General features: G+C 47.6%; 25 protein-coding genes. 18 read left to right on the top strand and 7 right to left on the bottom strand.

The genetic code is table 11. The features are described 5' to 3' along the window. Positions 1-11: 11 nt before the first annotated feature. The 9 genes from ACYVGO_RS30805 (at position 12) to ACYVGO_RS30765 (ending at position 12,132) form a co-directional block, all read left to right on the top strand. Positions 12-1,427 carry a DegT/DnrJ/EryC1/StrS family aminotransferase gene (locus tag ACYVGO_RS30805; protein WP_460972596.1) on the top strand — a complete coding sequence of 472 codons (1,416 nt, stop codon included), beginning with the start codon at positions 12-14 and terminating at the stop codon, positions 1,425-1,427. Further along, positions 1,424-2,785, top strand: coding sequence for a neutral/alkaline non-lysosomal ceramidase N-terminal domain-containing protein (locus ACYVGO_RS30800; protein ID WP_460972595.1), 1,362 nt, complete (start codon positions 1,424-1,426; stop codon positions 2,783-2,785). Before ACYVGO_RS30805 ends, ACYVGO_RS30800 begins: the two co-directional genes overlap by 4 nt. 188 nt (positions 2,786-2,973) lie before the next feature. Continuing rightward, entirely contained in the window at positions 2,974-4,278 is a 1,305-nt protein-coding gene (locus ACYVGO_RS30795; protein ID WP_460972594.1) for a Kelch repeat-containing protein, read from the top strand. A 178-nt stretch (positions 4,279-4,456) separates the two neighbouring features. Further along, entirely contained in the window at positions 4,457-6,523 is a 2,067-nt protein-coding gene (locus ACYVGO_RS30790) for a PVC-type heme-binding CxxCH protein (RefSeq protein WP_460972593.1), read from the top strand. Positions 6,524-6,714: 191 nt separating this feature from the next. Continuing rightward, on the top strand, positions 6,715-7,086 hold the full coding sequence (locus ACYVGO_RS30785) for a high-potential iron-sulfur protein (RefSeq protein WP_460972592.1): 372 nt from the start codon (positions 6,715-6,717) through the stop codon (positions 7,084-7,086). Positions 7,087-7,213: 127 nt separating this feature from the next. Further along, positions 7,214-8,578 (top strand): Gfo/Idh/MocA family protein, encoded by a 1,365-nt coding sequence (locus ACYVGO_RS30780; protein WP_460972591.1) that lies wholly within the window; start codon positions 7,214-7,216, stop codon positions 8,576-8,578. A gap of 145 nt (positions 8,579-8,723) precedes the next feature. Then, on the top strand, positions 8,724-10,046 hold the full coding sequence (locus ACYVGO_RS30775; protein ID WP_460972590.1) for a sugar MFS transporter: 1,323 nt from the start codon (positions 8,724-8,726) through the stop codon (positions 10,044-10,046). A 2-nt stretch (positions 10,047-10,048) separates the two neighbouring features. Beyond that, a complete protein-coding gene (nagA, locus tag ACYVGO_RS30770) occupies positions 10,049-11,236 on the top strand; it encodes an N-acetylglucosamine-6-phosphate deacetylase (protein ID WP_460972816.1) in 1,188 nt (395 codons plus the stop codon). A gap of 107 nt (positions 11,237-11,343) precedes the next feature. Then, on the top strand, positions 11,344-12,132 hold the full coding sequence (locus ACYVGO_RS30765; RefSeq protein WP_460972589.1) for a glucosamine-6-phosphate deaminase: 789 nt from the start codon (positions 11,344-11,346) through the stop codon (positions 12,130-12,132). Between the two features lie 135 nt (positions 12,133-12,267). Here the strand turns inward: ACYVGO_RS30765 and ACYVGO_RS30760 are convergent, their stop codons facing one another. Next, positions 12,268-12,627, bottom strand: coding sequence for a hypothetical protein (locus ACYVGO_RS30760; protein WP_460972588.1), 360 nt, complete (start codon positions 12,625-12,627; stop codon positions 12,268-12,270). A 535-nt stretch (positions 12,628-13,162) separates the two neighbouring features. Next, positions 13,163-13,711 (bottom strand): RNA polymerase sigma factor, encoded by a 549-nt coding sequence (locus ACYVGO_RS30755; protein ID WP_142774658.1) that lies wholly within the window; start codon positions 13,709-13,711, stop codon positions 13,163-13,165. Positions 13,712-14,031: 320 nt separating this feature from the next. Here ACYVGO_RS30755 and ACYVGO_RS30750 point away from each other — a divergent pair, with 320 nt between their 5' ends. Together ACYVGO_RS30750 and ACYVGO_RS30745 are read left to right on the top strand one after the other, a co-directional pair. Continuing rightward, the gene (locus tag ACYVGO_RS30750) at positions 14,032-14,265 is read left to right on the top strand and encodes a hypothetical protein (RefSeq protein ID WP_460972587.1); all 234 of its coding nucleotides are present in this window, start codon (positions 14,032-14,034) and stop codon (positions 14,263-14,265) included. A 107-nt stretch (positions 14,266-14,372) separates the two neighbouring features. Continuing rightward, entirely contained in the window at positions 14,373-15,305 is a 933-nt protein-coding gene (locus tag ACYVGO_RS30745) for a YihY/virulence factor BrkB family protein (protein WP_246859233.1), read from the top strand. 655 nt (positions 15,306-15,960) lie between these two features. On the opposite strand, the gene ACYVGO_RS30740 is transcribed toward ACYVGO_RS30745, so the two are convergent. After that, on the bottom strand, positions 15,961-16,236 hold the full coding sequence (locus ACYVGO_RS30740; RefSeq protein ID WP_460972585.1) for a DUF6965 family protein: 276 nt from the start codon (positions 16,234-16,236) through the stop codon (positions 15,961-15,963). A 541-nt stretch (positions 16,237-16,777) separates the two neighbouring features. After that, complete coding sequence (locus tag ACYVGO_RS30735) at positions 16,778-17,077, bottom strand: hypothetical protein (protein ID WP_460972584.1); 300 nt, start codon at positions 17,075-17,077, stop codon at positions 16,778-16,780. Positions 17,078-17,857: 780 nt separating this feature from the next. On the opposite strand from ACYVGO_RS30735, the gene ACYVGO_RS30730 reads away from it, so the two are divergent. Together ACYVGO_RS30730 and ACYVGO_RS30725 are read left to right on the top strand one after the other, a co-directional pair. Continuing rightward, complete coding sequence (locus tag ACYVGO_RS30730; RefSeq protein ID WP_460972583.1) at positions 17,858-18,343, top strand: response regulator; 486 nt, start codon at positions 17,858-17,860, stop codon at positions 18,341-18,343. 324 nt (positions 18,344-18,667) lie between these two features. Next, entirely contained in the window at positions 18,668-18,931 is a 264-nt protein-coding gene (locus ACYVGO_RS30725) for a hypothetical protein (RefSeq protein WP_460972582.1), read from the top strand. Between the two features lie 10 nt (positions 18,932-18,941). Here the strand turns inward: ACYVGO_RS30725 and ACYVGO_RS30720 are convergent, their stop codons facing one another. Together ACYVGO_RS30720 and ACYVGO_RS30715 are read right to left on the bottom strand one after the other, a co-directional pair. After that, positions 18,942-20,441 carry a peptide MFS transporter gene (locus tag ACYVGO_RS30720; protein WP_142774665.1) on the bottom strand — a complete coding sequence of 500 codons (1,500 nt, stop codon included), beginning with the start codon at positions 20,439-20,441 and terminating at the stop codon, positions 18,942-18,944. A 102-nt stretch (positions 20,442-20,543) separates the two neighbouring features. Continuing rightward, the gene (locus ACYVGO_RS30715) at positions 20,544-21,512 is read right to left on the bottom strand and encodes a Kelch repeat-containing protein (protein ID WP_460972581.1); all 969 of its coding nucleotides are present in this window, start codon (positions 21,510-21,512) and stop codon (positions 20,544-20,546) included. Between the two features lie 114 nt (positions 21,513-21,626). Here ACYVGO_RS30715 and ACYVGO_RS30710 point away from each other — a divergent pair, with 114 nt between their 5' ends. The 4 genes from ACYVGO_RS30710 (at position 21,627) to ACYVGO_RS30695 (ending at position 24,508) form a co-directional block, all read left to right on the top strand. Then, positions 21,627-22,316, top strand: a complete 690-nt coding sequence (locus ACYVGO_RS30710; protein ID WP_460972580.1) for a peptidoglycan DD-metalloendopeptidase family protein — start codon at positions 21,627-21,629, stop codon at positions 22,314-22,316. 249 nt (positions 22,317-22,565) lie between these two features. After that, complete coding sequence (locus tag ACYVGO_RS30705; RefSeq protein ID WP_460972579.1) at positions 22,566-23,066, top strand: GbsR/MarR family transcriptional regulator; 501 nt, start codon at positions 22,566-22,568, stop codon at positions 23,064-23,066. A gap of 55 nt (positions 23,067-23,121) precedes the next feature. Further along, positions 23,122-23,892, top strand: coding sequence for a thiol-disulfide oxidoreductase DCC family protein (locus ACYVGO_RS30700; protein ID WP_460972578.1), 771 nt, complete (start codon positions 23,122-23,124; stop codon positions 23,890-23,892). Positions 23,893-23,968: 76 nt separating this feature from the next. Beyond that, positions 23,969-24,508, top strand: a complete 540-nt coding sequence (locus ACYVGO_RS30695; RefSeq protein ID WP_460972577.1) for a hypothetical protein — start codon at positions 23,969-23,971, stop codon at positions 24,506-24,508. 28 nt (positions 24,509-24,536) lie between these two features. On the opposite strand, the gene ACYVGO_RS30690 is transcribed toward ACYVGO_RS30695, so the two are convergent. Then, positions 24,537-25,334 carry an alpha/beta fold hydrolase gene (locus ACYVGO_RS30690; RefSeq protein WP_142774671.1) on the bottom strand — a complete coding sequence of 266 codons (798 nt, stop codon included), beginning with the start codon at positions 25,332-25,334 and terminating at the stop codon, positions 24,537-24,539. 99 nt (positions 25,335-25,433) lie between these two features. Here ACYVGO_RS30690 and ACYVGO_RS30685 point away from each other — a divergent pair. Next, on the top strand, positions 25,434-25,636 hold a 203-nt coding region (locus tag ACYVGO_RS30685; RefSeq protein ID WP_460972576.1), incomplete at its 3' end, for a hypothetical protein.

Here is a 25,636-nt window from a genome sequence, read left to right as displayed (position 1 = left end):
AACTCAAGATCATGTCGCATTCCAATGTTTCAAGAAGGGAGTTTTTAAAGCGAAACTCGTTAACGGGTCTGGGTGCCCTCCTGACGCCTTCAGCACTCACAAATATTCCAGCCCTCACCCCCGAAACGGTACCGAAAACGGATATAAAACCGAGTCCGTTTTCGGTAGCAGAGCCCCCGGCCTTATTGGGCGGCAAACCCGTTCGAACCGCCCAATGGCCAACCTGGCCCCTCTGGAAACCCGAACAGGACGAGAAACAGTTGCTGGAAGTGATTCGTAGTGGCATCTGGTCAAGGGGCAACGTGGTGAGTGAGTTTGAAGCCAAATGGGCCGCGGCTCTGGGTGTAAAACGCTCACTAGCGGTTGTGAATGGAACCAACGCTATCATGGCGGCATTGGCGCAACTGGATATTCGCGGGGGCGATGAAGTGCTGGTACCGCCCTATACATTTATTGGAACGGTAGCCCCCGTTTTGGCGACGGGGGCCATGCCCATATTCGTGGATGTTGACCCCGAAACGTTCCAGATCGACCCGGCCAGGATTGAAGCGAAGATCACCCCTCGGACAAAGGCGATTATTCCAGTGCATATTCTGGGCTTACCGGCCAATATGCCCCAGATTCTGGCCATTGCGAAAAAACACAATCTAGTCGTGATCGAGGATGCCTGCCAGGCGCATCTGGCGGAGATCAGTCACCAGAAAGTGGGCACCTTCGGGCATGCCGGATGCTTTAGCTTCCAGAATTCCAAGAACTTAGCCATTGGTGAAGGCGGAGCTATTGTGAGCAATGATGATGCCTTTATGGATCGCTGTTTCTCGTATCATAACTACGGAAATCCCTACGGCATGGTGTCGGGCGTGATTGGGGCTGGCACGCTCATTCAGGGCACAAAGCTTCGGTTAACCGAGTATCAGGCGGCTATTGGACTGGCGCAGTTAAAGCGGCTCGATGCCGAAACAACCACCCGAAACACGAATGCGGCTTATCTGAAAACCAGGATTAAGAACATTCCGGGCATTGTCCCCTATAAGCTGTACGACGATGTAACCCGGGCGGCTTTCCACCTCTTCCCCTTTCGGTACAAAAAAGAAGCCTTCAAAGGTTTATCCCGCGAGGTGTTTATGAAGGCGCTTACGGCGGAGGGAGTTCCCTGCTCGAAAGGATACGCTACGCTGAATAACATGCCCTACCTCAACGACGCGTTCCAATCGAAAAATTTTCAGAAGATGTATCCCAAGGCGATGCTGAATTTCAACAGCTACGTTGAGCGGAACCACTGCCCGCAAAACGACCGGCTTTGTAATGAAGAGGCCGTCTGGTTCACGCAGAATATGCTGCTGGGTACGCAGGCCGACATGGATGAAATTGCCAACGCCATCGAGAAAATTCACACCCACGCCGATAAACTCCTGAGTCAGAAATGAGATACGTATTGGGGCTTGTCTGGATGGCATGGCTTGGGGCTTTGATCAATTTTCCTGCCTCGGCTACGGGCTGGAAAGCGGGGACTGCCAGCATGGTCATCACGCCCAAAGAACCGCAATGGCAGGCGGGTTATGCCTCCCGCACCCACGCTGCCGACGGTAAAATCCACGATTTATGGGCCAAAGCGCTGGCATTGGAAGATGAAACGGGCAAGCGGGCCGTTCTGGTTACCACTGATATGCTGGGTTTTCCCAAAGCCATGTCGGATCGTATTCGCGAACGCCTGAACAGTCAGTTTGGTCTGTCCAAAGCCCAGATCATTCTCAACAGTTCCCATACCCATTCGGGGCCCGTGCTGGATAACGCGCTACAGGACATTTACCCCCTCGATGCGACCGAGCAGGCTAAAATTAACCGGTACTCCCGTTGGCTGGAAGCACAGATCGTGACTCTGGTTGGTCAGGCGTTCCAGAAGCTGGAACCCGTTGCGCTATTTTCCCAAAACGGGGTTACGCGCTTTCAGGTGAATCGGCGAAACAACAAAGAAGGTGCCCTGCTGGAACAAACCGAACTGAAAGGCCCGAACGACTATGCCGTTCCGGTCATCAAGGTTGTTGATGCCAGGGGTAAGCTCAAAACCATTGTATTTGGGTACGCCTGCCACCCTACGGTGCTGGATTTGTACCAATGGTCGGGCGATTACGCGGGCTTTGCGCAACTGGAGTTGGAGAAAGCGCATCCCGGTGTAACGGCATTGTTTTTTCAGGGTGCCGCTGGCGATCAGAATCCGCTACCCCGACGTACCATACCCCTCGCCCGGCAGTATGGGCGGGAGCTGGCCGCAGCCGTTGACCGGGTTCTCGATGAACCCATGCGCAACCTGAGCGCGCAGCTTCGTACGGTCTATTCAGAAATTGACCTACCGCTTTCGGCTCCACCCTCCGAAGCGGAATTGACAAAGACCATCCAGGAAAACGAAGGATACCTGAAACGCTGGGCAACGCGGATGCTGGCCGAAACGAAGCAGGGCAAACCGTTTGTCAGGAGTTACCCTTACCCCATGCAGATCTGGCAATTGGGCAACCAGTCCATCCTGAGTTTTGGTGGCGAACTTGTTATCCAGTACGCCCTCGACTGTAAGAAACGCTTCGGGCAGGATAGTTTCGTGATGGGCTACTCCAACGATGTAATGGGTTATATCCCCTCAGCCACCATTTTACAGGAAGGTGGTTACGAGGGAGCTTCCTCGCAGATGGTCTACTGCCTACCAAGTATCTGGGCACCAAACGTACCGAACCTGATTGACCAGGAAATAAACCGGCTGGCCAATCAGATTGGCATGCAGAAGCTGAAGTAATATTTATGGAAGCCTTGTCGAAAAATCAGCTACTGACGTGAGGTCAGGTTCTCAAACCTGACCTGTTAGGTTTCTCAAAACCTACTGACATGCTAACACGAGGTTTCTCAAAACCTCTGTGTGTCGGATTTAAGAATCCGACACCACGGGAACCACGGGAATTCGACACCACTAACAAAAAACTAACAATGAACCCAGTCAACGAAACCGACGTACTCGAATCCCCGTCGCTAATCGCAACGCCTTATTATTCAGGTTTTGCGTTGGCGCATGATACCTACAATGCCATTACGGCCGCCAGTAACGGCAAAATCTACTACGTGCTTTGCTCAGAATCCTACGAGCAAGGGGGCCAGTTCTACGTGTATGATCCCGCAACCGACAGCACCGAGTGGCTGGCCGACTTAACGGAAATCTGTGGCGAAACCAACGCCAATGCCATTCCGCAGGGCAAAAGTCACGTCCGGTTTTATGAAAGCAATGGCAAGCTGTATTTCGCCACACACATTGGCGTGTATGAGATGATCGACGGTATGGAGCGATTACCCCAAAACGCACCCGATGGAAAGAACCTCTACCCCGGCGGCCATTTCGTTTCCTACAACCTGACCACCGGCACGTTTGAAAATCTGGCCCTGGCACCCGAAGGCGAAGGCATTTTAACGATGACCATCGACAAAGAGCGCGGGTATCTGTACGGCATTACCTGGCCGCTGGGCTACTTCATTCAGTACGACATCAAGGCCAATACCCTCAACACAATCGGGCTTGTTTCGGCGAAGGGCGAAGCGGGTATTCCGGGCGATGACTACCGGGTGTTATGCCGATCCATGTTCGTTGACCCGCGCGATGGGGCGGTTTATTTCTCAACCTCCGAAGGGGATATTTTCAGCTATAGTCCCGGTCAGGAAAGCCTTCAAAAACTTGCTGATGTCGACTTGAGACTCGATTATTTTGGACAATATGACCCAACGCATCCCGGCAGCATGGGTTATAACTGGCGCAAAATTTTCTGGTACGCCCCCGACGAAGTGGCCTATGGCATTCATGGCAATTCGGGGTATCTGTTCAGATTCGATCCCAGTCGGCAACGGATTGAGTTGGTGGAGCGGTTAACCTCGGAGCCGTCGCGGAAGAGTGGAATGTTCGATCAGTTCAGTTATGGGTACCTGGGCTTTCAGCCGGGCCCGGATCAGGAGACGATTTATTACCTCACGGGTGGCCCAATTTATCAGGATGGCAAACGCGTAAAAGGTGCCGATCAGATTGCGAAGGGAGCGGCTAAAGGGCTCGAAAACCTTCATCTCATCACCTTCCATATGCCGAGCCAGACCTATACCGATCACGGGCCTATTTTTTACGCCGATGGCTCTCGTCCTACCTACGTCAATTCGATTGCGATCGGCGCGGATGGCTCGGTGTATACGCTCGCCCGTTTTGACTACAACGGCCACGAAATCCAGGATTTGGTCAAAATTCCGGCTGTGTTTTAGCAATCAACAGACACAGGACAAGTTTGTTTTTCGACAGGATTACAGGATTAACACGATGATTATCAATTGTAAAATCCTGTTAATCCTGTTAATCCTGTAATCCTGTCGAAAAAAGAGGCACAATCTGTGTCGATAATCATTTAGATTAAGCTTGTCCAATACCTAGGAAACTGTCAACATGACTTCGATCAACAACCGATTTAGGATTACCGCATTTATTCTGGCTACAGGGTTATGCGCTTCCTGCTCGCATTATAAAGATGCCCTCACGCCCGAAGAAGCACTTCAGAGTTTTAAGCTAAGTGACGACAGGCTGGCCGTTTCGGTCTTTGCCGCTGAACCACAGGTACTGGACCCGGTCGAAATGGTGTTTGACGAAGACGGTAACGTATTCGTGGTCGAGATGCCCGATTACCCATCCAAGCCCGAAGACGGCTCGCTGGGTGGGGCCATCCGAATGCTGACGGATACCAATGGCGATGGCCGGATGGATTCGGCAACGGTCTTTGCCGATCACCTTTCCGAAGCCACCAGTATTTTACCCTGGCAGGGCGGCTTGCTGGTGACGGCGGCCCCCAACATACTGTTTCTCAAAGACACCACGGGCGACCATCGGGCGGATATAAAGGAAATCCTGTTTACTGGTTTTTTTGCGGACAACTCCGAAGCGCAGATCACCAATCTCCGGTTCAGCGTCGATAACTGGATTTACGCGTCCAACACGGGCCGGGAGGGCGAAATCCGATTCACCCGAACCCCTAACGCAAAGCCCGTTTCGGTAAAAGGGGGCGACTTCCGGTTTCGGCTGGATCGAGGGCTGTTTGAAGTTGAGTCAAGTTCGGGGCAGTTTGGGCTGGCTATCGACGATTGGGGCAATCGGTTCTTCACCGAAAACAGTATGCATATTCAGCAGGCCCCCATTGCAGCGCGCTACCTGTATCGGCACAAACACCTGCCCTCCGTCGAGCCAACCCTCAACATTTCTGACCACGACCCGATTATGTTTCAGGAAACGCCTGCGCCCTACTGGCGACAGGAGCGCACAAAACGCCGGAATCAGCAATTTGAGGAAGCTAAACTCACTGACCGACACGAATACGCCGACGACCATTTCACCGGCGCATCGGGCGGTACGTTTTACGGTGGAGACGCTTTACCTAAGGACTATTATGGATCGATCTTTACGGGCGAGGTCGCGGGTAATCTCATCCACCGCGATGTACTGAAACGATTGCCCAATAGCCCAAAATTTACTGCACAACGCAGCAACGGAGAGAAAGAACACGAGTTTCTGGCCTCAACCGACCCCTGGTTCCGCCCCGCCAATTTTACCGTCGGTCCCGATGGGTCCTTGTATGTGATCGACATGTATCGGCAACACATCGAAACACCTACCGCCATCCCGGAAGATTTAAAGGAGGATATGGATTTTATGAACGGCAGCAAATTGGGACGTATCTATCGGATTGCCGCGAAAACCAGCAAATCAGCCGTAGTACAGCCTAAACTAAGAAGCAAAACCAGCGCAGAACTCGTGGCCTTACTGGCCCACCCGAACCAATGGTGGCGATTACAGGCCCAACGGCTTCTCCTCGAAAAACAGGATAAATCCGTCATTCCAGCGTTAAAAGACCTATTCACCAAAGACACCGACGCACGAGCCCGCCTGCACGCGTTTTTTGTACTGGAAGGCCTGGATGCCCTGGATGTCAGTCTGGTAAACCAGGCGATGCAGGATGCTCAGCCTGATATTCGCGCTTATGGACTGATGATGGCCGAGCGTTTCCCGACCTCCCTGCCCCAGATTATCGAAAAAGCCAGCGATCCATCGGCTCCGGTAGCATTTCAGGCAGGATTAAGTCTGGGACAATTCCCAGCCCAGCAAGTCGCTCCTGCGTTGGCGGGTATTTTGGGAAAGTATGGAAAAGACAGCTGGTTTCGAACAGCCGTCTTAAGTTCAGAAGCGGGTTCCTCGCTGGAATTGGTGCGCCAACTGGTGGGCAATAGCGGCTATTTCAAATCAATAACGCCCGAAAAAGACACACTCCTGACAGATTTAGCCTTCGTGATTGGCTCCCGGAATCGCAAGGACGAAGCGGTTCAATTCGCAACCTTATTCGACAATCAACCGCATTGGCAGCAGATCGCGTTAACGGGTTTGACTAATGGGTTAAAAGCCGCCGGTGTGCCTGTTGACGCCCGGTTGAAACGTATGGTAGACGCTAAATCGGTTGCCGTGAAGTAGGGGGATTAAGAAAGAGATACAGGCTCCGCACGTTCTCGCTTGGCTTCGCCGAGTGAGGGCTATTTTTTTAACGGCCTCTGGCCGGTGTGATTAGGCATAATGTCCAAAACGGGCCAGAGGCCCTTGAAGGAATAGCCCTCACTCGGCGAAGCCAAGCGAGAACATGCGAGACTAAAAACTAGAACAAACAAATGAACCCAGACAACAAACAGCAACACTATTCCCGACGGCAATTCATTGGTAAATCCATTTTTTCGGGATCGGCGGCTTTAGGGCTATCGCTGGTGCTGAGTAGGTGCCAATCAAAAACGACTTCAGAGCATGAGGAGAAAAAGACGGCCGTTGACCCCTGCACTGCCTTTTCGGGCGTCAGTGAAGCCGACCTGAAAACACGAAAAAAGCTGGGTTACGTGAATCAATCCCCCCGACCGGAATCGAAGTGTGGCAACTGTAATCTGTGGCTTCCGCCCAAAGAGGGTCAAACCTGTGGTTCGTGTATGCTGTTTAAAGGACCGGTTTACACAACGGGTTATTGTACGTATTGGGCTCCTCAAGGCAAATAAATACTAGCACCGAACCGGCTAACCACCCTACTTATAAAGATCGGTTATGATTCATCAAAGGCCTGATGTCTTTACTTTCTAAACTCATTCTTCAATCATATCGATCCTAAAAATCAGCGTTCTATCAATGACAAAAAACACAGAAAGCAACACCGACTCCCGGCGGGATTTTGTCAAAAAGACGATTATCGGTACCGCAGCTTTGTCGGTTGGGGGTATTTTGCCGGGCTTTAGCCCAAAAAGTTACGGGCGAATTTTGGGGGCCAATGAAAAAGTAAAGGTTGGTGTCATGGGCGTCAACAGCCGTGGACTGGCCCTGTCGAGCAACTTTGCGTTACAACCCAACTGTGACGTGATGACGATCTGCGATGTTGACACGCGGGCGGCTGAAAAATGTATCACAACCGTAGAAGGCATTCAGAAGTCGAAGCCCAAAAATCAGCCCGATTTCAGAAAGGCGCTCGAAGATAAGGACATGGATGCCCTCGTCATTGCCGCCCCCGACCATTGGCACGCGCCAGCGGCTATTCTGGCCTCGAAAGCAGGCAAGCATGTGTATCTCGAAAAACCATGCAGCCACAACCCGCACGAAGGTGAACTGTTGGTGGCTGTAGCGGCAAAGCACAAGAATGTGATCCAGATGGGCAACCAACGGCGTTCGTGGCCCAATGTGAAGCTGGCCATTCAGGATATCAAAAACGGAGCCATCGGCCGACCCTATTTCGCCAAAGGCTGGTACACGAACAACCGGGCAACCATTGGCATCGGCAAAACAGCCCCCGTACCCACCTGGCTGAACTATGACTTGTGGCAGGGGCCCGCTCCCCGTCGCGCCTACAAAGACAACGTCATCCATTACAACTGGCACTGGTTCTGGCACTGGGGAACGGGCGAAGCCCTCAACAACGGCACCCACATGCTCGACCTGATGCGTTGGGGACTCGATGTCGAATACCCTAACAAAGTGACGTCGCTGGGTGGTCGCTATCGATACAAAGACGACTGGGAAGCCCCTGACACCCAAGTCATCAACCTGACGTTTACCAACAATACAGCCATGACCTGGGAAGGCCGAAGCTGCAATGGCCGAACCGTTGAAGGCAGTGATGTGGGCGTTACGTTCTATGGCGAAACGGGTTCCCTCCAATACGGGGGCGGCAATGCCTACAAAATCTTCGACCTCGACAATAAACTGATTAAAGAGGTCAAGAATGACATGCCCATCGACCCGCGCAATAAAATGAACCCGTCGCAGGCGCTGGATGCCACGCACTTACAAAACTTCGTAGAAGCGATCAAGACAGGTGCACCCCTGGCATCGGGCATTGTGGGTGGGCACCAGAGCACGCTGCTTTGCCAGTTGGGGAACATCGCCCTCCGTTCCGGCGATGCCCTGGATATTGACCCAGCCAACGGGCATATCCTGAATAATAAAGCAGCCGCTAAATTCTGGCAACGCGAGTACGAAAAAGGTTGGGAACCAACGCTGTAATTAGTCATTTCCGGTGATGTCAGGTACTAATACCTGACACATAAAGGTTTTAAGAAACCTTTATGTACGTTTTTTTAAGGAGGTTTCTCAAAACCTTCCCGAGTCGGGTATAAGTACCCGACTCCACTCAAAAAATCAAAACAGGATGGAAACAAACACACTAGCTATTGACGTCAACAGCTTAAACAAGCGGGAAACCACGATTTCGATTTTCCTGATCGGGCTCATGTTCTTTATCTTCGGTTTCATTTCGTGGGTAAACTCCATCCTGATTCCCTACTTCAAGATCGCCTGCGAGTTGACCAGTTTTCAGGCCTATCTGGTGGCGTTTGCGTTCTATATTGCCTATTTCATCATGTCCGTTCCGGCTTCTTATCTGTTGAAAGCAGTTGGGTTCAAAAAAGGGATGATGTTTGGATTCTGGGCGATGGCGCTGGGTGCGTTTATTTTCATCCCAGCCGCCATGACCCGAACCTACGCGGTGTTTCTGATGGGCTTATTTACGATTGGGATTGGCCTGGCCATTTTGCAGACGGCTACAAACCCGTACATCACCATTCTGGGACCCAAAGAGCGGGCCGCTCAACGCATCAGCATGATGGGTATCTGCAACAAAGCCGCGGGAATTTTGTCTCCGTTGATTTTTGCCGCCGTCATTCTGCGTCCAACCGATACCGATCTGTTCGCCCAGTTAAGTACCATGAGCGCCGACCAGCGTGGAGCGGCCCTTGACGAACTGGTTCGGCGCGTTATTCCGCCCTATGCAGTGTTGGGTACGTTTCTGTTTGTGCTGGGTTATCTGGTGTACCGGTCTCCCCTACCCGAAATCGACACAGAGCACGAAACACCGGATGTAGCAACCGCGAATGCCGGGAAGACCAGCATCCTCCAGTTTCCACATCTGATTCTGGGCGCGTTCGCTATTTTCCTGCATGTGGGCACGCAGGTCATCGCCATCGACACGATTATTGGCTATGCCAATTCAATGGGGATCGACCTGCTGAAGGCAAAGACATTCCCGTCGTATACGCTGTTCTGCACTATCTGCGGTTATATTATCGGCATTATTACTATTCCCCGATTCATTAGCCAGGTGAATGCCTTACGCATCTGTACGTTACTGGGAACAGCCTTCACCTTACTCATCATTTTCACCAATGGAACGGTAACGTTTCTGGGACATACCGCCGATATATCCATCTGGTTTGTGGTATTGCTGGGCCTGGCTAATTCGCTGGTATGGGCCGGTTTATGGCCGCTGGCCTTGGATGGACTGGGCCGCTTTACCAAACTCGGGGCTTCTATTCTGATTATGGGCTTGTGCGGCAACGCCATCATGCCGCTTTTTTACGGCTATTTTGCTGACCTGTACACGGTTCATACGGCTTACTGGGTACTTTTTCCCTGCTACCTGTATCTGGTCTACTACGCCGTATACGGGCATAAAGTAAAACGATGGAGTCTCTGATTATGCGGCAAAAAATAGTAAACGGCACCGTGTTGACGCCCTTCCGAACGATCAGGAATGGAACAGTAGTCATTGACAACGGTCAGATTATGGGTATCCACGAAGGACCAGTCGATGTTCCTGATGCTGTTGAAATAGATGCACAAGGCCAGTTTGTTGCCCCCGGTTTCATCGACATTCACGTACACGGTGGCGGAGGTTTCGACTTTATGGATAGTACCGAAGAAGCCTTTCTAAAAATTGCCGAACTGCATGCTCGCTACGGCACTACGGCGCTGGTTCCCACTACCCTAACAGCCGAAAAAGAAGACCTCCTGCAAACCCTGGACGTGTACGAACAGGCAAACCGGAGCAACGCGCAGGGAGCTGCGTTTCTGGGGATGCATCTGGAAGGGCCTTATTTTGCGCTTAGTCAGCGGGGCGCTCAGGACCCTCGCTACATCCGAAACCCCGATCCAGATGAGTACGAAGAAATTCTGAATCACTCCTCTTCAATTGTGCGCTGGAGTGCAGCCCCGGAACTGGAAGGAGCGATTCCGTTCGGGCAACGACTTCGGCAGAAAGGAATTCTGGCGGCTATTGCCCATACCGATGCGCTTTATGATGATGTGCTTATGGCTTACGAAAACGGCTACTCGCTGGTAACCCACTTGTATTCGGCCATGTCGGGAGTAACCCGCCGGAATGCGTTTCGGTATGCGGGCGTGATTGAAAGTGCTTTTTTGCTGGATCTGGATGTTGAAATCATTGGCGATGGCATCCATTTGCCGCCCCCATTGCTCAAACTGGTTTACAAAATTAAAGGAGCCGATCGCACCGCATTGATCACCGATGCCATGCGAGCGGCTGGCATGCCCGAAGGTGAAAGCACCTTAGGCTCGTTGAAAAACGGGTTGAAAGTCATTGTGGAAGATGGGGTTGCTAAACTACCCGACCGAACCGCCTTTGCGGGCAGCGTGGCCACCATGAATCGCCTTGTCCGGAATATGGTGCAGCTAGCCGATGTCCCCTTACTGGAAGCGGTTCGAATAGCCAGCACAACGCCCGCCCGCATCATGGGTGTCGATCACCGAAAAGGATCGCTCGCCAAGGGTAAAGATGCCGATATCGTGCTCTTCGATCAGGATTTTACGGTTGGCATGACCATGGTGCAGGGCAAAATTATTTACATGACCGAAGACTTGACATAGATCTAGCGCTTAATGTGGTGTCGGTTTCTCAAAACCGACACTCAGTGCCACTACTTGCGTCGGTTTTGAGAAACCGACACCACTCATAAAACTTACAAGATTGCTCGATGAACCCCAATTTTTCTCCAATCAGCGAATTCAGCGTTGATAAACTCAAGGTTAAACTCTTTGCCAATCGCCAGAGTCTGGGCGAAAATGCTGCCGAACAGGCCGCTGCTGCCATTCGGAGTTTACAGGCAAACCAGGCTATTGTCAACATTATATTCGCGGCTGCGCCCTCGCAAAACGAATTTCTGGATGCCCTGGCCAACCAACCTGGCATTGCCTGGGAGCGCGTCAATGCCTTTCATATGGATGAATACATCGGCTTGCCCGACGACGCTCCACAACGGTTTGGCAACTTCCTGAAAAATGGCCTGTTCGATAAGGTACCGCTGAACACGGTCTATTACATCGACGGCAATAATGACCCTGACGTTGAATGTACACGCTACGAAGCGCTACTTCATGCGTACCCCACCGATATGGTTTGCATGGGCATTGGTGAAAATTGCCATATCGCGTTCAACGATCCCCACGTGGCTCGCTTTGACGACCCGGTGCTCGTAAAAAAAGTGGCCTTGGACCTGACCAGTCGTTGGCAGCAGGTTCATGACGGCTGTTTTGCCAGCCTGGAGCAGGTACCCGAATACGCTCTCACGCTCACTATTCCGGCTCTGGTAAAAGCACCCGCCATTTTTTGTATGGTGCCAGCCGCTCACAAAGCAGAAGCGATTCACCATACCCTGACGGATGCTATTTCAGAAGACTATCCCTCAACTATACTACGGCAACACGACAACGCAACATTGTTCATTGATCAGGATAGTGGGGCGCTGCTACAGATAACTGGTTAATTCGCTTTCATCACGTTATGGCCACTGTACACTAAAACCGAATCTACCCGACTAGTAGAGAAGCTGGACTTTTTAGGCTAAGCACATCTGCGATGCTGAAAAAAGTAAGACACCTTAAGCATCTGATTGTCTATATCAGACCAAGGGCCTCTTCCTAACCAGCTTCCTATTATAGGTCGGCCAATAACTCTCCCTTACCTGTTTTACCTCATCAGCTTCGTCAAATTGCCCCCACTCCTCAAGCCGGGCTAAAAAGACTTCAAACAACAAAGCATTTATACCTGGATTGGTTGGATCAGGAATATGTTTGATTCGTGTAATATTGGCAACTACATAAACCGGCAGTTTATTATCAATTAGATTATCATCGTCGACCCGGTAAACTAATCCATAACGAAACAAGGGGTATTTTGTCACTAACTTGTCGGTGCCCAATTGGCTGAAGCTCTGGCGGGATGGATTGTCATAAAGTTGAAAGCGTAGAACGTATTGCATGATGTAGATTTAGTATGATCATTCATTCTTACAAAGATAGATGGTAGGTTGAATCTGGCAAAACAGCAGCAACCCTATCAGAGTCACCTTGTTTACCTACACGTTGTAAAAAAAACCTTATCCTATAGGGTAAGACCCCAAATTATACGGGGTAGTTGCTTCACTGGTTATATATTGAGTGAACGGCAGTCTTTGGCAAGATACTAATTGGCCTGATTATTGCCCACTATATTTTCGTGAATTGCATAAACTATCAGATTTACTGGCAATCATAACATAAACTCTTGAAAAATCTACTGATATAAATCAAGTTATCACTTTTATATCAGTTATTCATTCATAAGTTACCAGACCAGCCTGGCCTTTCTTCACATAAACCCATAGATAGCAAAAGCCCCGTCCTAACTGGCGGGACTTTTGCTATCTGTCAAAAACAAGACTATTGGCCTATTTACCTACATACAGGCATAGATTGCATGTACAGATCATCCACTGGATAGTATAAAAAATAAACTGAATTAAATAGCTAATTTATTCAACTCAGCGCTTGTCGGGCATATAGATGTTGAACCTTCTCTCGGCTTCGCTTCAGTCGCATCTTAACTGCGCTGGGTTTAATACCATATAGTTGGGCTATTTCGTCAATAGTCATGCCATCTTCATATTTTAAGCGTAACAACGATCGCTCTTTGAGTGAAAGTGTTTCCATAGCCTGCTTAACCATCAAAATCGATTCTTCATGCAGTTGTGCTTCGTACGACTCATCCACATGCTGTTCCAGGCCTTCCGTACCCGTTGTATTAAAACGCTTGGCCACTCGAAGTTGATCAGCACAGTAGTTATAAGCAATTGAATAGAGCCAGGTCGAAAAACTTGATCGCTGTTGAAACGCATCTAGTTTATCGAATACTTTTAGGAAAATATCGTGTGTAAAGTCTTCCGCCTTCTCAGCGTCTTTAGTCATTGATAAGCATCGCTGGTAAACCTTGCTTACATAGCGATTGTAGAGAGTCTCAAAGCATTGATTAGGTTGGGTAGGCAGACATTGACGAATCATTTCTTCGTCAGTTAATGAAGCGAGCATAAATAACTATAACGTACAAGTTAAAAATATTTCATATACATAAACAAACATCAACTTCAATATACTTTAGACTCAATACAGTAAATTAAGATACATTAAATATATTAGACGGTATATATTTTTCAAAATAAATCACGAACTAGAGTGACTATAATAAATTATCATATATATAGCATTAAAAGGTAGCTTACCAAAATCAATTCGAGAAACTCCACTTCCCTGTCAATCGCATTAACTTACCGAATTAGTTGCCTGTTTTGAGTGAACAAATTCACCCGTTTGCGTTATAGACAAATAACAAACAAACTCGCTCAACGGACATGAAAACGAAACGGACGGACATTCTCCTGCCCCAACACATACCTGCCCCCGACTTCATCACTATCACTGAGCACCACCTTAATGAGTGGCTCCATCTGCTGGACCATTTGCAGGATGCCCATGCCCCAACCGACCAATTAGCTTACTGTCGGAATCAAGTTACCCGACTCCAGCTTGAGCTCTATCAGCTACGCAACACCAACTGGCGGACAACCGTTGGCCAGCCTGAATAATCTGTCTCTTCAACTCTTCCCATTAAGCTTTGTGAAGAACATATAGCCGGTCAAAGTAGATAGTATAAAACCCTATGGCTAAACCGGTAGTTACCTGATTACCTTAAATGGCTTATCCGGTGAAGAAAGTAGCGCCCTTTTTTCTGCTCTTAAAACAAGCGTTTACGAATTTGCAGGCTAATGATCCCATTAGGATGGCTGGTGCAACTGCTTTTTTTTCCTTTTTTGCTTTACCACCTATTGTCATTATACTCAGTAGGGTCCTTAGTCAGCTCTTTAATGATCATTACCAGCGTATTAGTGGCCAGCTATTTGATGAATTAGCTGACTTGTTTGGGCCTAAAAGTGCGAATCAACTGGAAGCGATTTCGCACCGTCTTCAACTGGCTAAACCTAGTTTCCCATTAACGGTACTCAGCTCTGTATTAGTGCTGGTAGCATCCACCACCTTATTTGCCATTATTAAAAGCTCCCTCAATCAACTTTGGAATATCAAAAAGAAATCTGGGCGTAATCTCCTTCTTATTCTGATCGACAAGTCAGTTGCTTTAGCTATTATACTAGGCTCAGGTTTCTTATTCAGCCTCTCGTTAGCCTTGGAGCAATTGTTAGTTCAGCTTAGTACGAAGTGGTCTCTTTCTTCACTTACCCATTATCAGGATATAGCCAATCTTGGGCATATATTGGTCTCTATCCTCATCCGCATGATTTGGTTTGGTATTCTGTTTAAGTTTTTGCCCGATGTTAAAATCTCCTGGCGAGCTGTCTGGACAGGTGCCTTGTTCACTAGTATTCTTTTTAAAGTAGGGGAAGCCATACTAAACAACCTACTGATTAATAGCCAGGTAGGTCCTTTATATGGCAGATCGGGAGCGATCATTTTACTTTTGTTGTTTGTTTTCTATGCCTCACTAATTTTCTACTATGGGGCAGCTTTCACCCGTCAGTATAGTGAATGGATTCATCTGGCAGCCAAGCCTAACAGCCGGGCCATAGCCTACACGATTACGGAAGTGGACCCATCAAACCCGGGTGTATAAGTTGGTTCTCTACGATTTACTTATTGATGACCAGATGGGCATTGGGTGCTCATTTATGATATTATCTGCCTAACAGCTGGTACAGAACAGTGGTATTTTTAACCAGTTTGCCCTAAGCGTTCATACATATACGTACAACAATTACTTTCTATTTTTACAGTGCAATGAAATTACTTCGGCACGTTGTGACTATATTTAAATTATAGAGACTATATTTATAAGGAATTTCAACAAGTAAGCGTCAACTTCAGATTGTAAGTTCTGTAAATTACGCTAGTTTGGCAGAGAACCTGAACTTGATAAGTTCTATTTACTCAACGGTAAGTGCAATTTTTACAATTTTATTTATTTTGCTACCGTTTATTCTTCTCTGGGAACTCTATGTCCACCAAGAAAAACTTCCCACTACCAGGCCCCTGGACACTAGTGTTTGCTATATCAGCCTACTTATTTTGGCTGACTGTTAAATGGCTTTGTCAGCTACTATTCTAAGTAGCCAGTATCCATTTTCTTTTTGTAGTAGCAAAGTATGCTTTTCTTACTTCTAGGAGTTAGTTTCTATCGTATACAGATCAACCGTTAAGTTCTGTTGCAATGAAATGTTGGCACTTCGCTTTGTTTACTCTAGCAAGTACCTCCCTGGGCAATCGTATTGCTACGTATGCTCCTCTACCCGTATAGTGTGGTTATATGTTTGCGCTAAGCCATCCGACTGAGCATGCTTAAGCAACCAGGTTCTCACTTCGCTAAGCATAAGGGCCGCCGACTTTCTGGTAGCATCAACCTCACTATAAAGCTGTTGAAGCCGTGTATCAACAGCTCCTGCCAAGTTGAGCATAACACTGTATTCGTTAATATGCTGGGGGCCGGTGGGCAACTCACGGTCCGAAAAAAAATCAACTAATTCCTGGTGTTCATGACTAAGATTCATAATGCGAAAGTAGGTAGCCAGCATCTTAGTTGCACACAGCTCAAGTGAAAATAAATTTCCACAGGTCGAAAGAAAATGGTTACAGGACTTGGTTGTATGCAGTAACTCAATGCGTTGCAGATAACTTATGAATCATGAATAGTTCAGCCATTTTTCATTTAGGCTTTTGCCATTCTAACAGCTTTCCCCAACCAAATAAAATTTTCCTGAAAGGATGCTGATTCTGAGAATGGTAGCCTTTTTATATAATAGATGTATACCTAAAGGCTAACTGATATGGCCTAACTAATGCGCCTTGGCTCAATTATTGAGGTTTTTTTCCTGAGAATTTACAAGCCAAGCTATACTTTGGTTTGTAGTTGGATAGTTCATTAATCGCTGACTCCCCTGGAGTCGGCGATTTTGAACTATAATTTTCGAGGCTGTCTTCCTAATGACGCTTTATTTGGGAGTGCCACTATTAGTAAAAGCCCCTTCATACCTGATGGGGCTTTTTTATATAAACCAATTGCCAGAAGGCAGGTAACACTTTTGGGCTGGATTAGTAACTGAGTTTCTGATCCAGGGCTACTTTCTCCTGAGCCTGTCGCTTCTGGGTGACTATCCGCCCTTCCCGATCCTGATGCTTTAGTTCATCAAGTTCCCGTGCTTGTCGTATAGCTAACGTTGCTCGCTCATGAAAGTTAATTTCCTCCAGATATAAGCGAATATTTTCCTGTTCATGTTTTTTTATCAAGGCAAATCGAACCTCTATTTCAAGAGCTAAATTGGCATTCCATTCCTTAAGATGCTGACGATTCAACTCAATACGCTGTTCGCTTTTTTCTCGTTCACTATCCATACGTATACATAACTATCCAGATCGGTCTGTGGTGGTAATTATCTTTTAATTTTCCAGTAAAACTCTGTGAGTAAGCCAGGAAGCAGCCTCCCTTTATCAAACAGTTGCCCTGCATTTAGTAAATCTATAGTCAGCTATGGCCTGAATTTAGTAGCTTGCAGTTATTGTTTTATCTGTTAAGTGCAAAAATCTGAGGCTGCTGCGGTAGGTATCTCTAAGTTAATTATCGGCAACAACAGTCTTTCGTTAGGCAGTGATCATCTTGTTCCACAACTTGTCATAACGAAACATCAATCTCAAAAAGAACCAATCTGCATAGTCTATAAATCATCACTTAAAGCCAATGAATCCATTTATCAATTTAAAAAGATCGTCGCAATACGGAGGAGTAGAGGAATACGTAGTCAATGTCAATCACATTGTACGAATTACCAAGTCAGTTACTGGAAGTCAGGTCTTTACACTGGCAGGGGAATTTTTTTGCGATGAAAACCCGAGCCAAATCACGATCATGATAAAACGTGCATTTGATTTAATTCTGGGAGTTTCACCAGAAGTACAATCCAAGTAATAAGCTTAATTCCATCGGATCAACTACAAACACTGAGTTTACCACAAACTGGGTGTTTGTAGCTGCATTTTAAATTTACAATAAAAGTATATTAGCAACTTTTTGCTCTTAATCAGTTACGTTTTTTTAGTTTATCATAAAGTAATCCCTCATCCTTAGCACGGGAAAATTTCATCACCATTCATTACTCAACTGACCAGAAGAAAACTATGCATACTGATTCAACATCAAAACTGGTTAGAAATAACTTTCAAGGGGGTAGTCTATTGGTTATTGAAGATAATGCCGACCACTGGCTATTAATTCAGCATGGCTTACAAACCATTTTACCGGAAGTGAGACTAACTCGGGTAGCCACTGCCCAGGAAGCTACTGACTATCTTCAGGATTGTGTAACCAGGCAATTATCATTACCACGATTGATTCTGCTGGATTTATATCTGCCTACACGGGAAGCTGGATTCGCATTTCTCAACGCTATCAAAACCTTCACGCCAATCTCAACCCTTAGACGGTTACCTATTGTTATTTTGAGTAGCTCCGATCACCTGGATGATATTGGCCAGGCATATGAATCAGGAGCTTCTTCATACTTCACGAAACCCACCTTCCCACAGGAGTGGACAGCCTATTTTCAGGCAATATTTGAGTACTGGGGTCGAACGGTCACGCTACCAGACAGTAATGCCAGTTAATACCAATACTTCCACTCACAAGTAGGACCAAGTCCATCTAGTCAATTAGGCATCATAACACCTCGCCGGGCATTCACTAACCCGACTCGTAAATGGCTTTTGTAGTCAATGATTCTACTGTCTTTTTAAAGTTTCTGCCTGCTTCCGTATTTTTTTGGCATCATTTTCCCTTTGCCTAAAAAAATACACGATCCGAAATACTTTAGCCACTTATCTTCGTTAGTTCACATATAAGCCCTTTTCGATGCACAGAAGTTAACAAAAGGCATGGATTTCGCTATAGCTCTACGAAAGCTTATACCTGTACTGACCGCTTACCTCAACATGACTCTTACATTTGCCCAATACAGTATTCTCAAGGCCACTTATAAAGGGGTGACCTATGGACAACTAGAACAGGAAACCAATTTTGATTACCTGATGATTACATATTATATCAGTGGGTTATTAACGATTGGTTTGATACAAGCGAGTACTAAAGAAGGTAGCGAAACTACGTTCTATAAACTAACCAATGAGGGCGAGAATTCGATTGAAGAGTATGAACGGGCCAATCCGGCCCTGATTATTAAACAGGCTAGTAACTAGTCGTAAACTCTTACTGAATCCCGCCCATCCACTTCCTAAGCGGTTTTGCCAACAGCAATAGCAGAAAACCAAAACCTAAGCTGAAATACGCGACGCTTTGAAACATGCTGGGCATCTGGCTCACATTTTTTTCATCGAAGCCCCCTGCAAATAACCCGGCAATCAGGTTCCCCAGTGATGTACCAACGAACCATACACCCATCAATTGGCTGGTGTATCGTTTCGGCGCCAATTTAGAAAAAGCACTTAAGCCCACCGGACTCAGGAATAACTCGCCAAGTGTGAAAAACAGGTAGGTAGATGACAGATAGAAAGGCGATATGCGTGTTCCTTCTAACGCCAGTTTAGAGGCAATTACCATTATTACGTAGGCCAGACCAAGCAAAATGAGGCTGGTTGCAAACTTGGCAGGCACGGAATAGCTAATCTTCCGGTTTGCCAGAAAAACCCACAACATGGCAAGAACGGGCGAGAAAGTCAGGATAAAGGCCGGATTAAGGTTCTGAAACCAGCTCGATGGCATTTGCCAGCCAAATAGGTTAAGGTCGGTATACCGGTCGGCAAAGATTTGCAGTGAAGAGCCTTGCTGTTCATTACCCGCCCAGAACAGGGCAGAGGCCAGAAAGAAAACAAACAAGACGACCACCCGCTTTTTCTCGACAGTATCCAGCCCACCCGCTAACAGAATATAGACAAAATAACCCACAGCGATCAGCGAAATGATGGTACCCATCGCGCGGGCCAGCCCCTGGGCAGTGGTCATGTCTAAAACACCAGTCAGTTGGAGTGTCGTTAACAACACGATAATAACCGCTAAGAATGCCAGTAGTGAGCGGTTACCGGTCGATGAGGCCTCGGTTGGGGGTTGTACTACGTAGTTGCCGTGTTCGCCCAGAAACCGCTGCCCAAACAGTCGGAATGTAACAAGGCCCAGCGCCATCGCTACGGCAGCGGCTCCAAACCCATAATGCCAGCCAACTCGCTGCCCCAGGTACCCAACTGTAAAAATACCGAGCAGCGAACCGAGGTTGATCCCCATATAGAAAATAGAAAAAGCGGCATCTTTACGAGCGCCCCCTTCAGGATATAGTTCACCCACAACGCTGCTGATGTTCGGCTTGAGAAGCCCCGTACCCATAGCTACCGTGCATAGACCCGCATAGAATAGCCCCGGTCCGGATGGAATGGCCAGAATGATGTGGCCGAGCATGATGATTAATCCGCCATACCAGATGGACTTACGCTGTCCCAGAATGGTATCGGCAATCCAGCCGCCGGGCAGTGAGAGTAGGTAAACGGATGCCGTATAGATTCCATAAATGGCCGCGCCCTCGGTTTCATTCAACCCCAAACCACCCCGAACGTTGTCGATCAGGAACAGCAACAAAATGGCTCTCATGCCGTAGTAGCTGAACCGTTCCCACATCTCGGTAAAAAACAGGACGAAAAGACCTGCCGGGTGCCCGAAAAGAGTAGTCTTGTCTATGGGCTTTTCAATAGTGGCTTCCATTTAGTTAGGTTAAGTGTTCAGTTTGCCGAAGAATCTATTCGTAAGTAACAAAAAAATAGATGTAAATATACTGCTGGCAACTGAATCCGGCAAGGCTACGTATCAGAAGCCCGGATCAAACGCCCACAAATCATCGAACCGTGTAGTACCAGTTGAACCCGTACTTATATAGCCTTTCGATCCGAGCGCAAAACCAACCGCTTTTATCCGGGCTGCACCTTCAAAAGATCCTTTTTGAACCCATGAATCTATTTCTGGTCTATAAGCTAAAACCTCGTTTAGGCCCGCACCTGTTGTGCCGGTTATCAGATAGCCAATACCATTAACGGCAAAACCAACACTATATGAACTATTAGAGACTTCATCCGGAATACTTCGACGTTGCGCCCAGCTATCTTGATCGGAATCATATACCCACAGATCGTTATGGGTCTTATTTAGTGAGCTTCCCGCTCCAACATAAGCGAGATTATTTATGACAAACGTAGCCGCACTAACGCGTGTGCCATCTCCGAAATCCTTGCGCTGTGTCCAGCTATTCGTAGAGGGATTAAATCTCCAGAGGTCTGCTTTTTCACTTCCATCGAAACCTAGCCCAACAAACCCCGCATCATATAGAGTAAAAGCAACCGCCGAACGCCGGGCACTACCCCCAAAATCAGCTACACGCATCCAGGTATTTGCGGTTGGGTTGTATTCGTAGAAGTCGCGGAAGAAATTGCTCTGTGCATCTACCCCAGTCCCAACATAGCCTTTTGAATCGACAGCAAAAGCAACAGCTTCAGTACGTCCTTTTCCGGGTAAACTGGCTATCTGCGTCCAGGTATTTCGGGAAGGATCATATTTCCAAAAATCATTGAGCGCGTTATTGGAAACATCCAGCCCAGTGCCAAGGTAGGCCATATTCCCGATCGTAAAGGAAACGGCTGCAGCCCGGGCTGGCCCTTCCAATTCAGCCTTCAACGTCCAGTCGCCCAACAGGGGGGATAACGTTATTGTACGCTGTGTACACTGCTGGAGCAGGAAGATTAAAACCACGCTTAAGCTTAGGACTATATAATTGACTTTCATTGGATTAAGAGATTTAGTTAAACAAAAACGCGTTTTCCTGCATAAAAAAGATGGTGATTAGCGATGCTTAACTTAGTTTAAGGTAATGTTTCCCAGGTTTACTTCGAACGACTAATGCTTCTCCCCTTCGACTTCAAAAAAGACCCTTACCTGATTCTTGACTTCTCAGCTTCCAACCCTGATCTCGAAACACTCGACCTGACGGATACGGCCCTTTTCAGTGCATATGTATACGGTAAACTTCGGGCAGCCGGTGCCAGGGTGGGTATGGGTGGCTACAACGAACACCGGGTTATTTACCGGCGGAGTAAGCATTTTAATACATCTGACGAAACCTCCCCGTACAACGGCCCGCGTGAAATTCACCTTGGTATCGACTTCTGGGCCGAAGCCGGAACGCCCGTTTTCGCCCTTCTGGCAGGTCGTGTGCATAGTTTTCAGGACAACGCTCACTTCGGCGACTACGGCCCCACAATCATTCTGGAACATACGGGCAACGCGGCTGGAAAGTCGTTTGGTCAAACGGCTTTCCAGCCGCGTTACTCGCTGTATGGGCATCTGACCCGCCAATCGCTGGATGGGTTGCAGGAAGGAATGGAATTTAATGCCGGTCAGAAAATTGCAGAGATTGGTCCCTACCCCGAAAACGGCGACTGGCCTCCTCACCTCCATTTTCAACTCATGACTGATATGCTCGGACTAAAAGGGGATTTTCCGGGTGTATGCTCCCTGGCGGATCGTGAAAAATTTCTCCGTATTTGCCCCAACCCAAATGATTTATTAGGCATTGCTGGACTAGGTTAATTCATTGGCTACAAAGCTGTTTAGGCTTTACTTTTTAATGGATGAGTACTTAATTTTATCAGTCAGTTTTACCCCTAAATCCCCTGAAGGGGACTTTGTTTGAACACGAGCAAAGTCCCCTTCAGGGGATTTAGGGGTAAACCAGGTTAGAAAAATAATCCTAAACAGCTTTGTAGCCAACGAATGTCTTGCACAACCATTTCTTTTAAAATATTTTGAAAGTATAAAAACAATTACTTATCTTTGAGCATGGAATTCAACGAAGCCAAGGATAAATTCATTCATACCTGGGGTACACTAGCCACCCAATGGGGTATCAATCGGTCGATGGCGCAACTGCATGCGCTGCTGCTAATTGCCCCTCAACCGTTGGCTACAGAAGATGTGATGGAACAGCTGCAGATTTCGCGTGGCAACGCCAGCATGAACCTGCGCGACCTGATGGATTGGGGCCTGATTTATAAACAATTGAAACCAGGTGAGCGCCGGGAGTTTTTCATAGCCGAGAAAGACATCTGGAAAGTGGCCCGGCAAGTAGCCAAAGAACGTCGTCGCCGGGAAATTACGCCGGTCGTTGAGGTATTAAACGAACTGAAAGCTATTTCAACCGACACGCCTGAGGCAAAGGAGTTTCAACGAGTGATGGAAGGGTTAAGTAGTGTAGTGAGCTTTGCCGATAGCACACTTAACGCCGTGATCAAAGCCGAAGAAAATTGGCTGATAGGTCAATTTATAAACGTATTCCGGTGATATTTTTTTACCATTATCTTTCAATAGTTTCTGAAATTTTAAACAGTACAAACTAATGAAAAAATTAATCGTTTATGACGAAAGCTGCCCAATGTGTCGACTCTATACAAAGGGTATGGTGGCTGCCGACACGAGCGGCTGCCTAACGCGAGTCAGTAGTAGTAAGTTGCCGCCTGAATTAGTGATTAATCGTTTGGATAAGCAACGGGCACGTCATGAAATACCCATGATTGACCTCGACGGTGGGGAAACCCTCTATGGAGTTGATACCTGGATTTATGCAGTTGGCCAGATGAATCAACAACTACAGAAGCTACTATCATTCAATTGGTTAAAACTCATGTTGCAAAAAATATATGCATTTATCTCCTACAATCGACGCATCATCATTACCTCGCCACCAGGTCGCTGGCAACTATTGGACCTTCAACCCGATTTTCATGCAGGTCAGCGGCTTGCCTTCATCCTATTCATTTTTGGGTTAACAACCAGCCTTTGGTTTTCCGGAAACAGCTCTGCCTGGCCACCAGCTCTATTCCTAGTAACAGTGGGTCAATTAGCAGCTGTTAAGCTCTACTTACTTACACAGCCATCGGCCAATACCACTGAAACAATACTGGATTACACAGGTCACCTGGGCATGAGCCTTTTCCTGGGAGTACTGATTATCAGCATCAGTTCTCTTGTAGGATGGCAGATCCTTGGTCTGGTTGGCTACGCACTAATGATTGGTCAGCATTTTATTCGAACCTACCGGCTTGGCCTAAGTCCGTGGCTAAGTATCTGGTTTACTACGCTGGTTTTCGTACTGCTTCTGCAAGCGTAAAGCAGAGTTGCAAACATCCATAGGTAGGAAGTAGCAAAATCAAATTCAAGCAACGTTTTTCTAGCCGATTATAACTATGCGAAATACGTTCGACCCCTATACCTGGTACAACAACCTGTATTTTCGGTGGACAGCCCTACCGGTTTTAGCGCACATGTTCAGTTGGATGACTGGTATTGGTGGTGTACTTCTCTTCCCGATTCTGATAACGGTTGCCCAGTATCTTATTTTCAAAGTTCATCCAGCTGTTGCGCGACCCGGCTTCTGGTTCGTAACCTTACCGATCACGTTTATTTGTTGGGTGAAATGGGGACCATTTATTACCTCCACTCAGTCAGGGGGCATCATACAGGGAGTAACGGCTTATTATATAGGCCAGCTTGTCATCGCACTGTTTATCCCCCTGATAATCAAACCGGAACGGCCAGAATTCTTACTAAACTGGATTGGGTGTACTATAACATCTGGCCTAGGCTGGGTCGTACTCTACTGGTTTGTAACGGGTATGCAGGGCAACAAAGTCAATATCCCAGGAAACGTTACCATATTCCTGATTTATCCGGCAATCGCTTTGATTGCGAACAGTGCCAGTGGCTTTTTCCTGTTAAAGGAGTAGTAACCAGATCACACTGACACATCTATAGCTACGGTTTCGTCAAAAACTCCACGACGGCTTTCGAAAACTCAGGCGTACGCATGGCACCACCATGATTGCCCGGTACGATAACCAGCCTGGACCCCGGAATAGCATCTACCAGTGTCTGCGGATCACCATTGTCCTTATCCTGATCCCCGTTGACAACAAGCACCGGAATCTTAATCTTCCCTAAATCGGCACGACTCGTCACAGGCTGAAACTCCTGTAGACGGGCCAGCACAAGCGTATCGGCTCCAGCCTTTTTAGCATTATCTACAGCTGGTTGCAACTCAGGATGGCTGCCGGGTTTTGTTAGGGCTTCGTGGAAATTTTTGCGCCGAATCCAGTTGGGATCCGAAAAATCGACACTAATGCCGCCCATCACGGCCCGACGCACCAGTTTGTCCATGGTCAGTAGTTTAGCTGCCAGAATGGCTCCCCGCGAATAACCCACCACATCATAACTGGTTATGCCAAGGTATTGCACTAAGGCCATCACATCTTTCAGCTCGGCATTATTATCGTAGGCATCAGCAGCATGCGGCTTATCTGATAGGCCGTTGCCGCGTAAATCAAGGGTTATGACTTTGAATCCAGCATCGGCAAGCGACTGTCGTACAGGTGCCCGTTTCCAGCTTTCACTGGTCGAGATAAAGCCATGGAGTAACACAACCGGCTTGCCTTCTCCTATAATATCATAATGAATTTTCGTCCCATCGAACGATATAAACAACGGGTCACGAGTGGATTGAGCGCGAACAGCAAAAACCGTCGACAGACAGAGCAGAAACAGAACTGATTTCATAGCGTTTGTGAGCAATCTAAAGATGCCAGGCAACTGGACAAGTCTAACTTTTCGCTATTCTAATGAGTTATTCCCTCATAAACAAATCACTCAACGACTATGACAACCCTATTGACTCATGAAGCCCCCGCCGATGCCGAATTGATTGGTTCCCGCATTGGCCGTATTGACCCCGACAATTTTGAGAATCAGAGTGGAGCGGCCATCGAAGACGGCGACGATACAGACGAAGAAACTACTGATGAGGAAGAACTGGCCGATGAGCCACTTGACGAAGATGGTGACCCAACGGGTGAACACGA

This window comes from Spirosoma migulaei (genome assembly GCF_054776855.1).
The sequence above is the reverse complement of the archived record's forward strand: the minus strand, read 5'-3'. Positions and strand labels throughout refer to the sequence as shown.

Excerpts from the sequence above, each read along its gene's own strand:
- ACYVGO_RS30765 (WP_460972589.1), top strand. The coding sequence starts at position 11,344 with ATGAACCCCAATTTTTCTCCAATCAGCGAATTCAGCGTTGATAAACTC.
- ACYVGO_RS30775 (WP_460972590.1), top strand. The coding sequence starts at position 8,724 with ATGGAAACAAACACACTAGCTATTGACGTCAACAGCTTAAACAAGCGG.
- ACYVGO_RS30805 (WP_460972596.1), top strand. The coding sequence starts at position 12 with ATGTCGCATTCCAATGTTTCAAGAAGGGAGTTTTTAAAGCGAAACTCG.
- ACYVGO_RS30705 (WP_460972579.1), top strand. The coding sequence starts at position 22,566 with ATGGAATTCAACGAAGCCAAGGATAAATTCATTCATACCTGGGGTACA.
- ACYVGO_RS30725 (WP_460972582.1), top strand. The coding sequence starts at position 18,668 with ATGACTCTTACATTTGCCCAATACAGTATTCTCAAGGCCACTTATAAA.
- ACYVGO_RS30720 (WP_142774665.1), bottom strand. The coding sequence starts at position 20,441 with ATGGAAGCCACTATTGAAAAGCCCATAGACAAGACTACTCTTTTCGGG.
- ACYVGO_RS30690 (WP_142774671.1), bottom strand. The coding sequence starts at position 25,334 with ATGAAATCAGTTCTGTTTCTGCTCTGTCTGTCGACGGTTTTTGCTGTT.
- ACYVGO_RS30710 (WP_460972580.1), top strand. The coding sequence starts at position 21,627 with ATGCTTCTCCCCTTCGACTTCAAAAAAGACCCTTACCTGATTCTTGAC.
- ACYVGO_RS30750 (WP_460972587.1), top strand. The coding sequence starts at position 14,032 with ATGAAAACGAAACGGACGGACATTCTCCTGCCCCAACACATACCTGCC.
- ACYVGO_RS30745 (WP_246859233.1), top strand. The coding sequence starts at position 14,373 with ATGGCTTATCCGGTGAAGAAAGTAGCGCCCTTTTTTCTGCTCTTAAAA.
- ACYVGO_RS30795 (WP_460972594.1), top strand. The coding sequence starts at position 2,974 with ATGAACCCAGTCAACGAAACCGACGTACTCGAATCCCCGTCGCTAATC.
- ACYVGO_RS30740 (WP_460972585.1), bottom strand. The coding sequence starts at position 16,236 with ATGAATCTTAGTCATGAACACCAGGAATTAGTTGATTTTTTTTCGGAC.
- ACYVGO_RS30760 (WP_460972588.1), bottom strand. The coding sequence starts at position 12,627 with ATGCAATACGTTCTACGCTTTCAACTTTATGACAATCCATCCCGCCAG.
- ACYVGO_RS30780 (WP_460972591.1), top strand. The coding sequence starts at position 7,214 with ATGACAAAAAACACAGAAAGCAACACCGACTCCCGGCGGGATTTTGTC.
- ACYVGO_RS30715 (WP_460972581.1), bottom strand. The coding sequence starts at position 21,512 with ATGAAAGTCAATTATATAGTCCTAAGCTTAAGCGTGGTTTTAATCTTC.
- ACYVGO_RS30800 (WP_460972595.1), top strand. The coding sequence starts at position 1,424 with ATGAGATACGTATTGGGGCTTGTCTGGATGGCATGGCTTGGGGCTTTG.
- ACYVGO_RS30785 (WP_460972592.1), top strand. The coding sequence starts at position 6,715 with ATGAACCCAGACAACAAACAGCAACACTATTCCCGACGGCAATTCATT.
- ACYVGO_RS30735 (WP_460972584.1), bottom strand. The coding sequence starts at position 17,077 with ATGGATAGTGAACGAGAAAAAAGCGAACAGCGTATTGAGTTGAATCGT.
- ACYVGO_RS30695 (WP_460972577.1), top strand. The coding sequence starts at position 23,969 with ATGCGAAATACGTTCGACCCCTATACCTGGTACAACAACCTGTATTTT.
- ACYVGO_RS30730 (WP_460972583.1), top strand. The coding sequence starts at position 17,858 with ATGCATACTGATTCAACATCAAAACTGGTTAGAAATAACTTTCAAGGG.
- nagA (WP_460972816.1), top strand. The coding sequence starts at position 10,049 with ATGCGGCAAAAAATAGTAAACGGCACCGTGTTGACGCCCTTCCGAACG.
- ACYVGO_RS30700 (WP_460972578.1), top strand. The coding sequence starts at position 23,122 with ATGAAAAAATTAATCGTTTATGACGAAAGCTGCCCAATGTGTCGACTC.
- ACYVGO_RS30755 (WP_142774658.1), bottom strand. The coding sequence starts at position 13,711 with ATGCTCGCTTCATTAACTGACGAAGAAATGATTCGTCAATGTCTGCCT.
- ACYVGO_RS30790 (WP_460972593.1), top strand. The coding sequence starts at position 4,457 with ATGACTTCGATCAACAACCGATTTAGGATTACCGCATTTATTCTGGCT.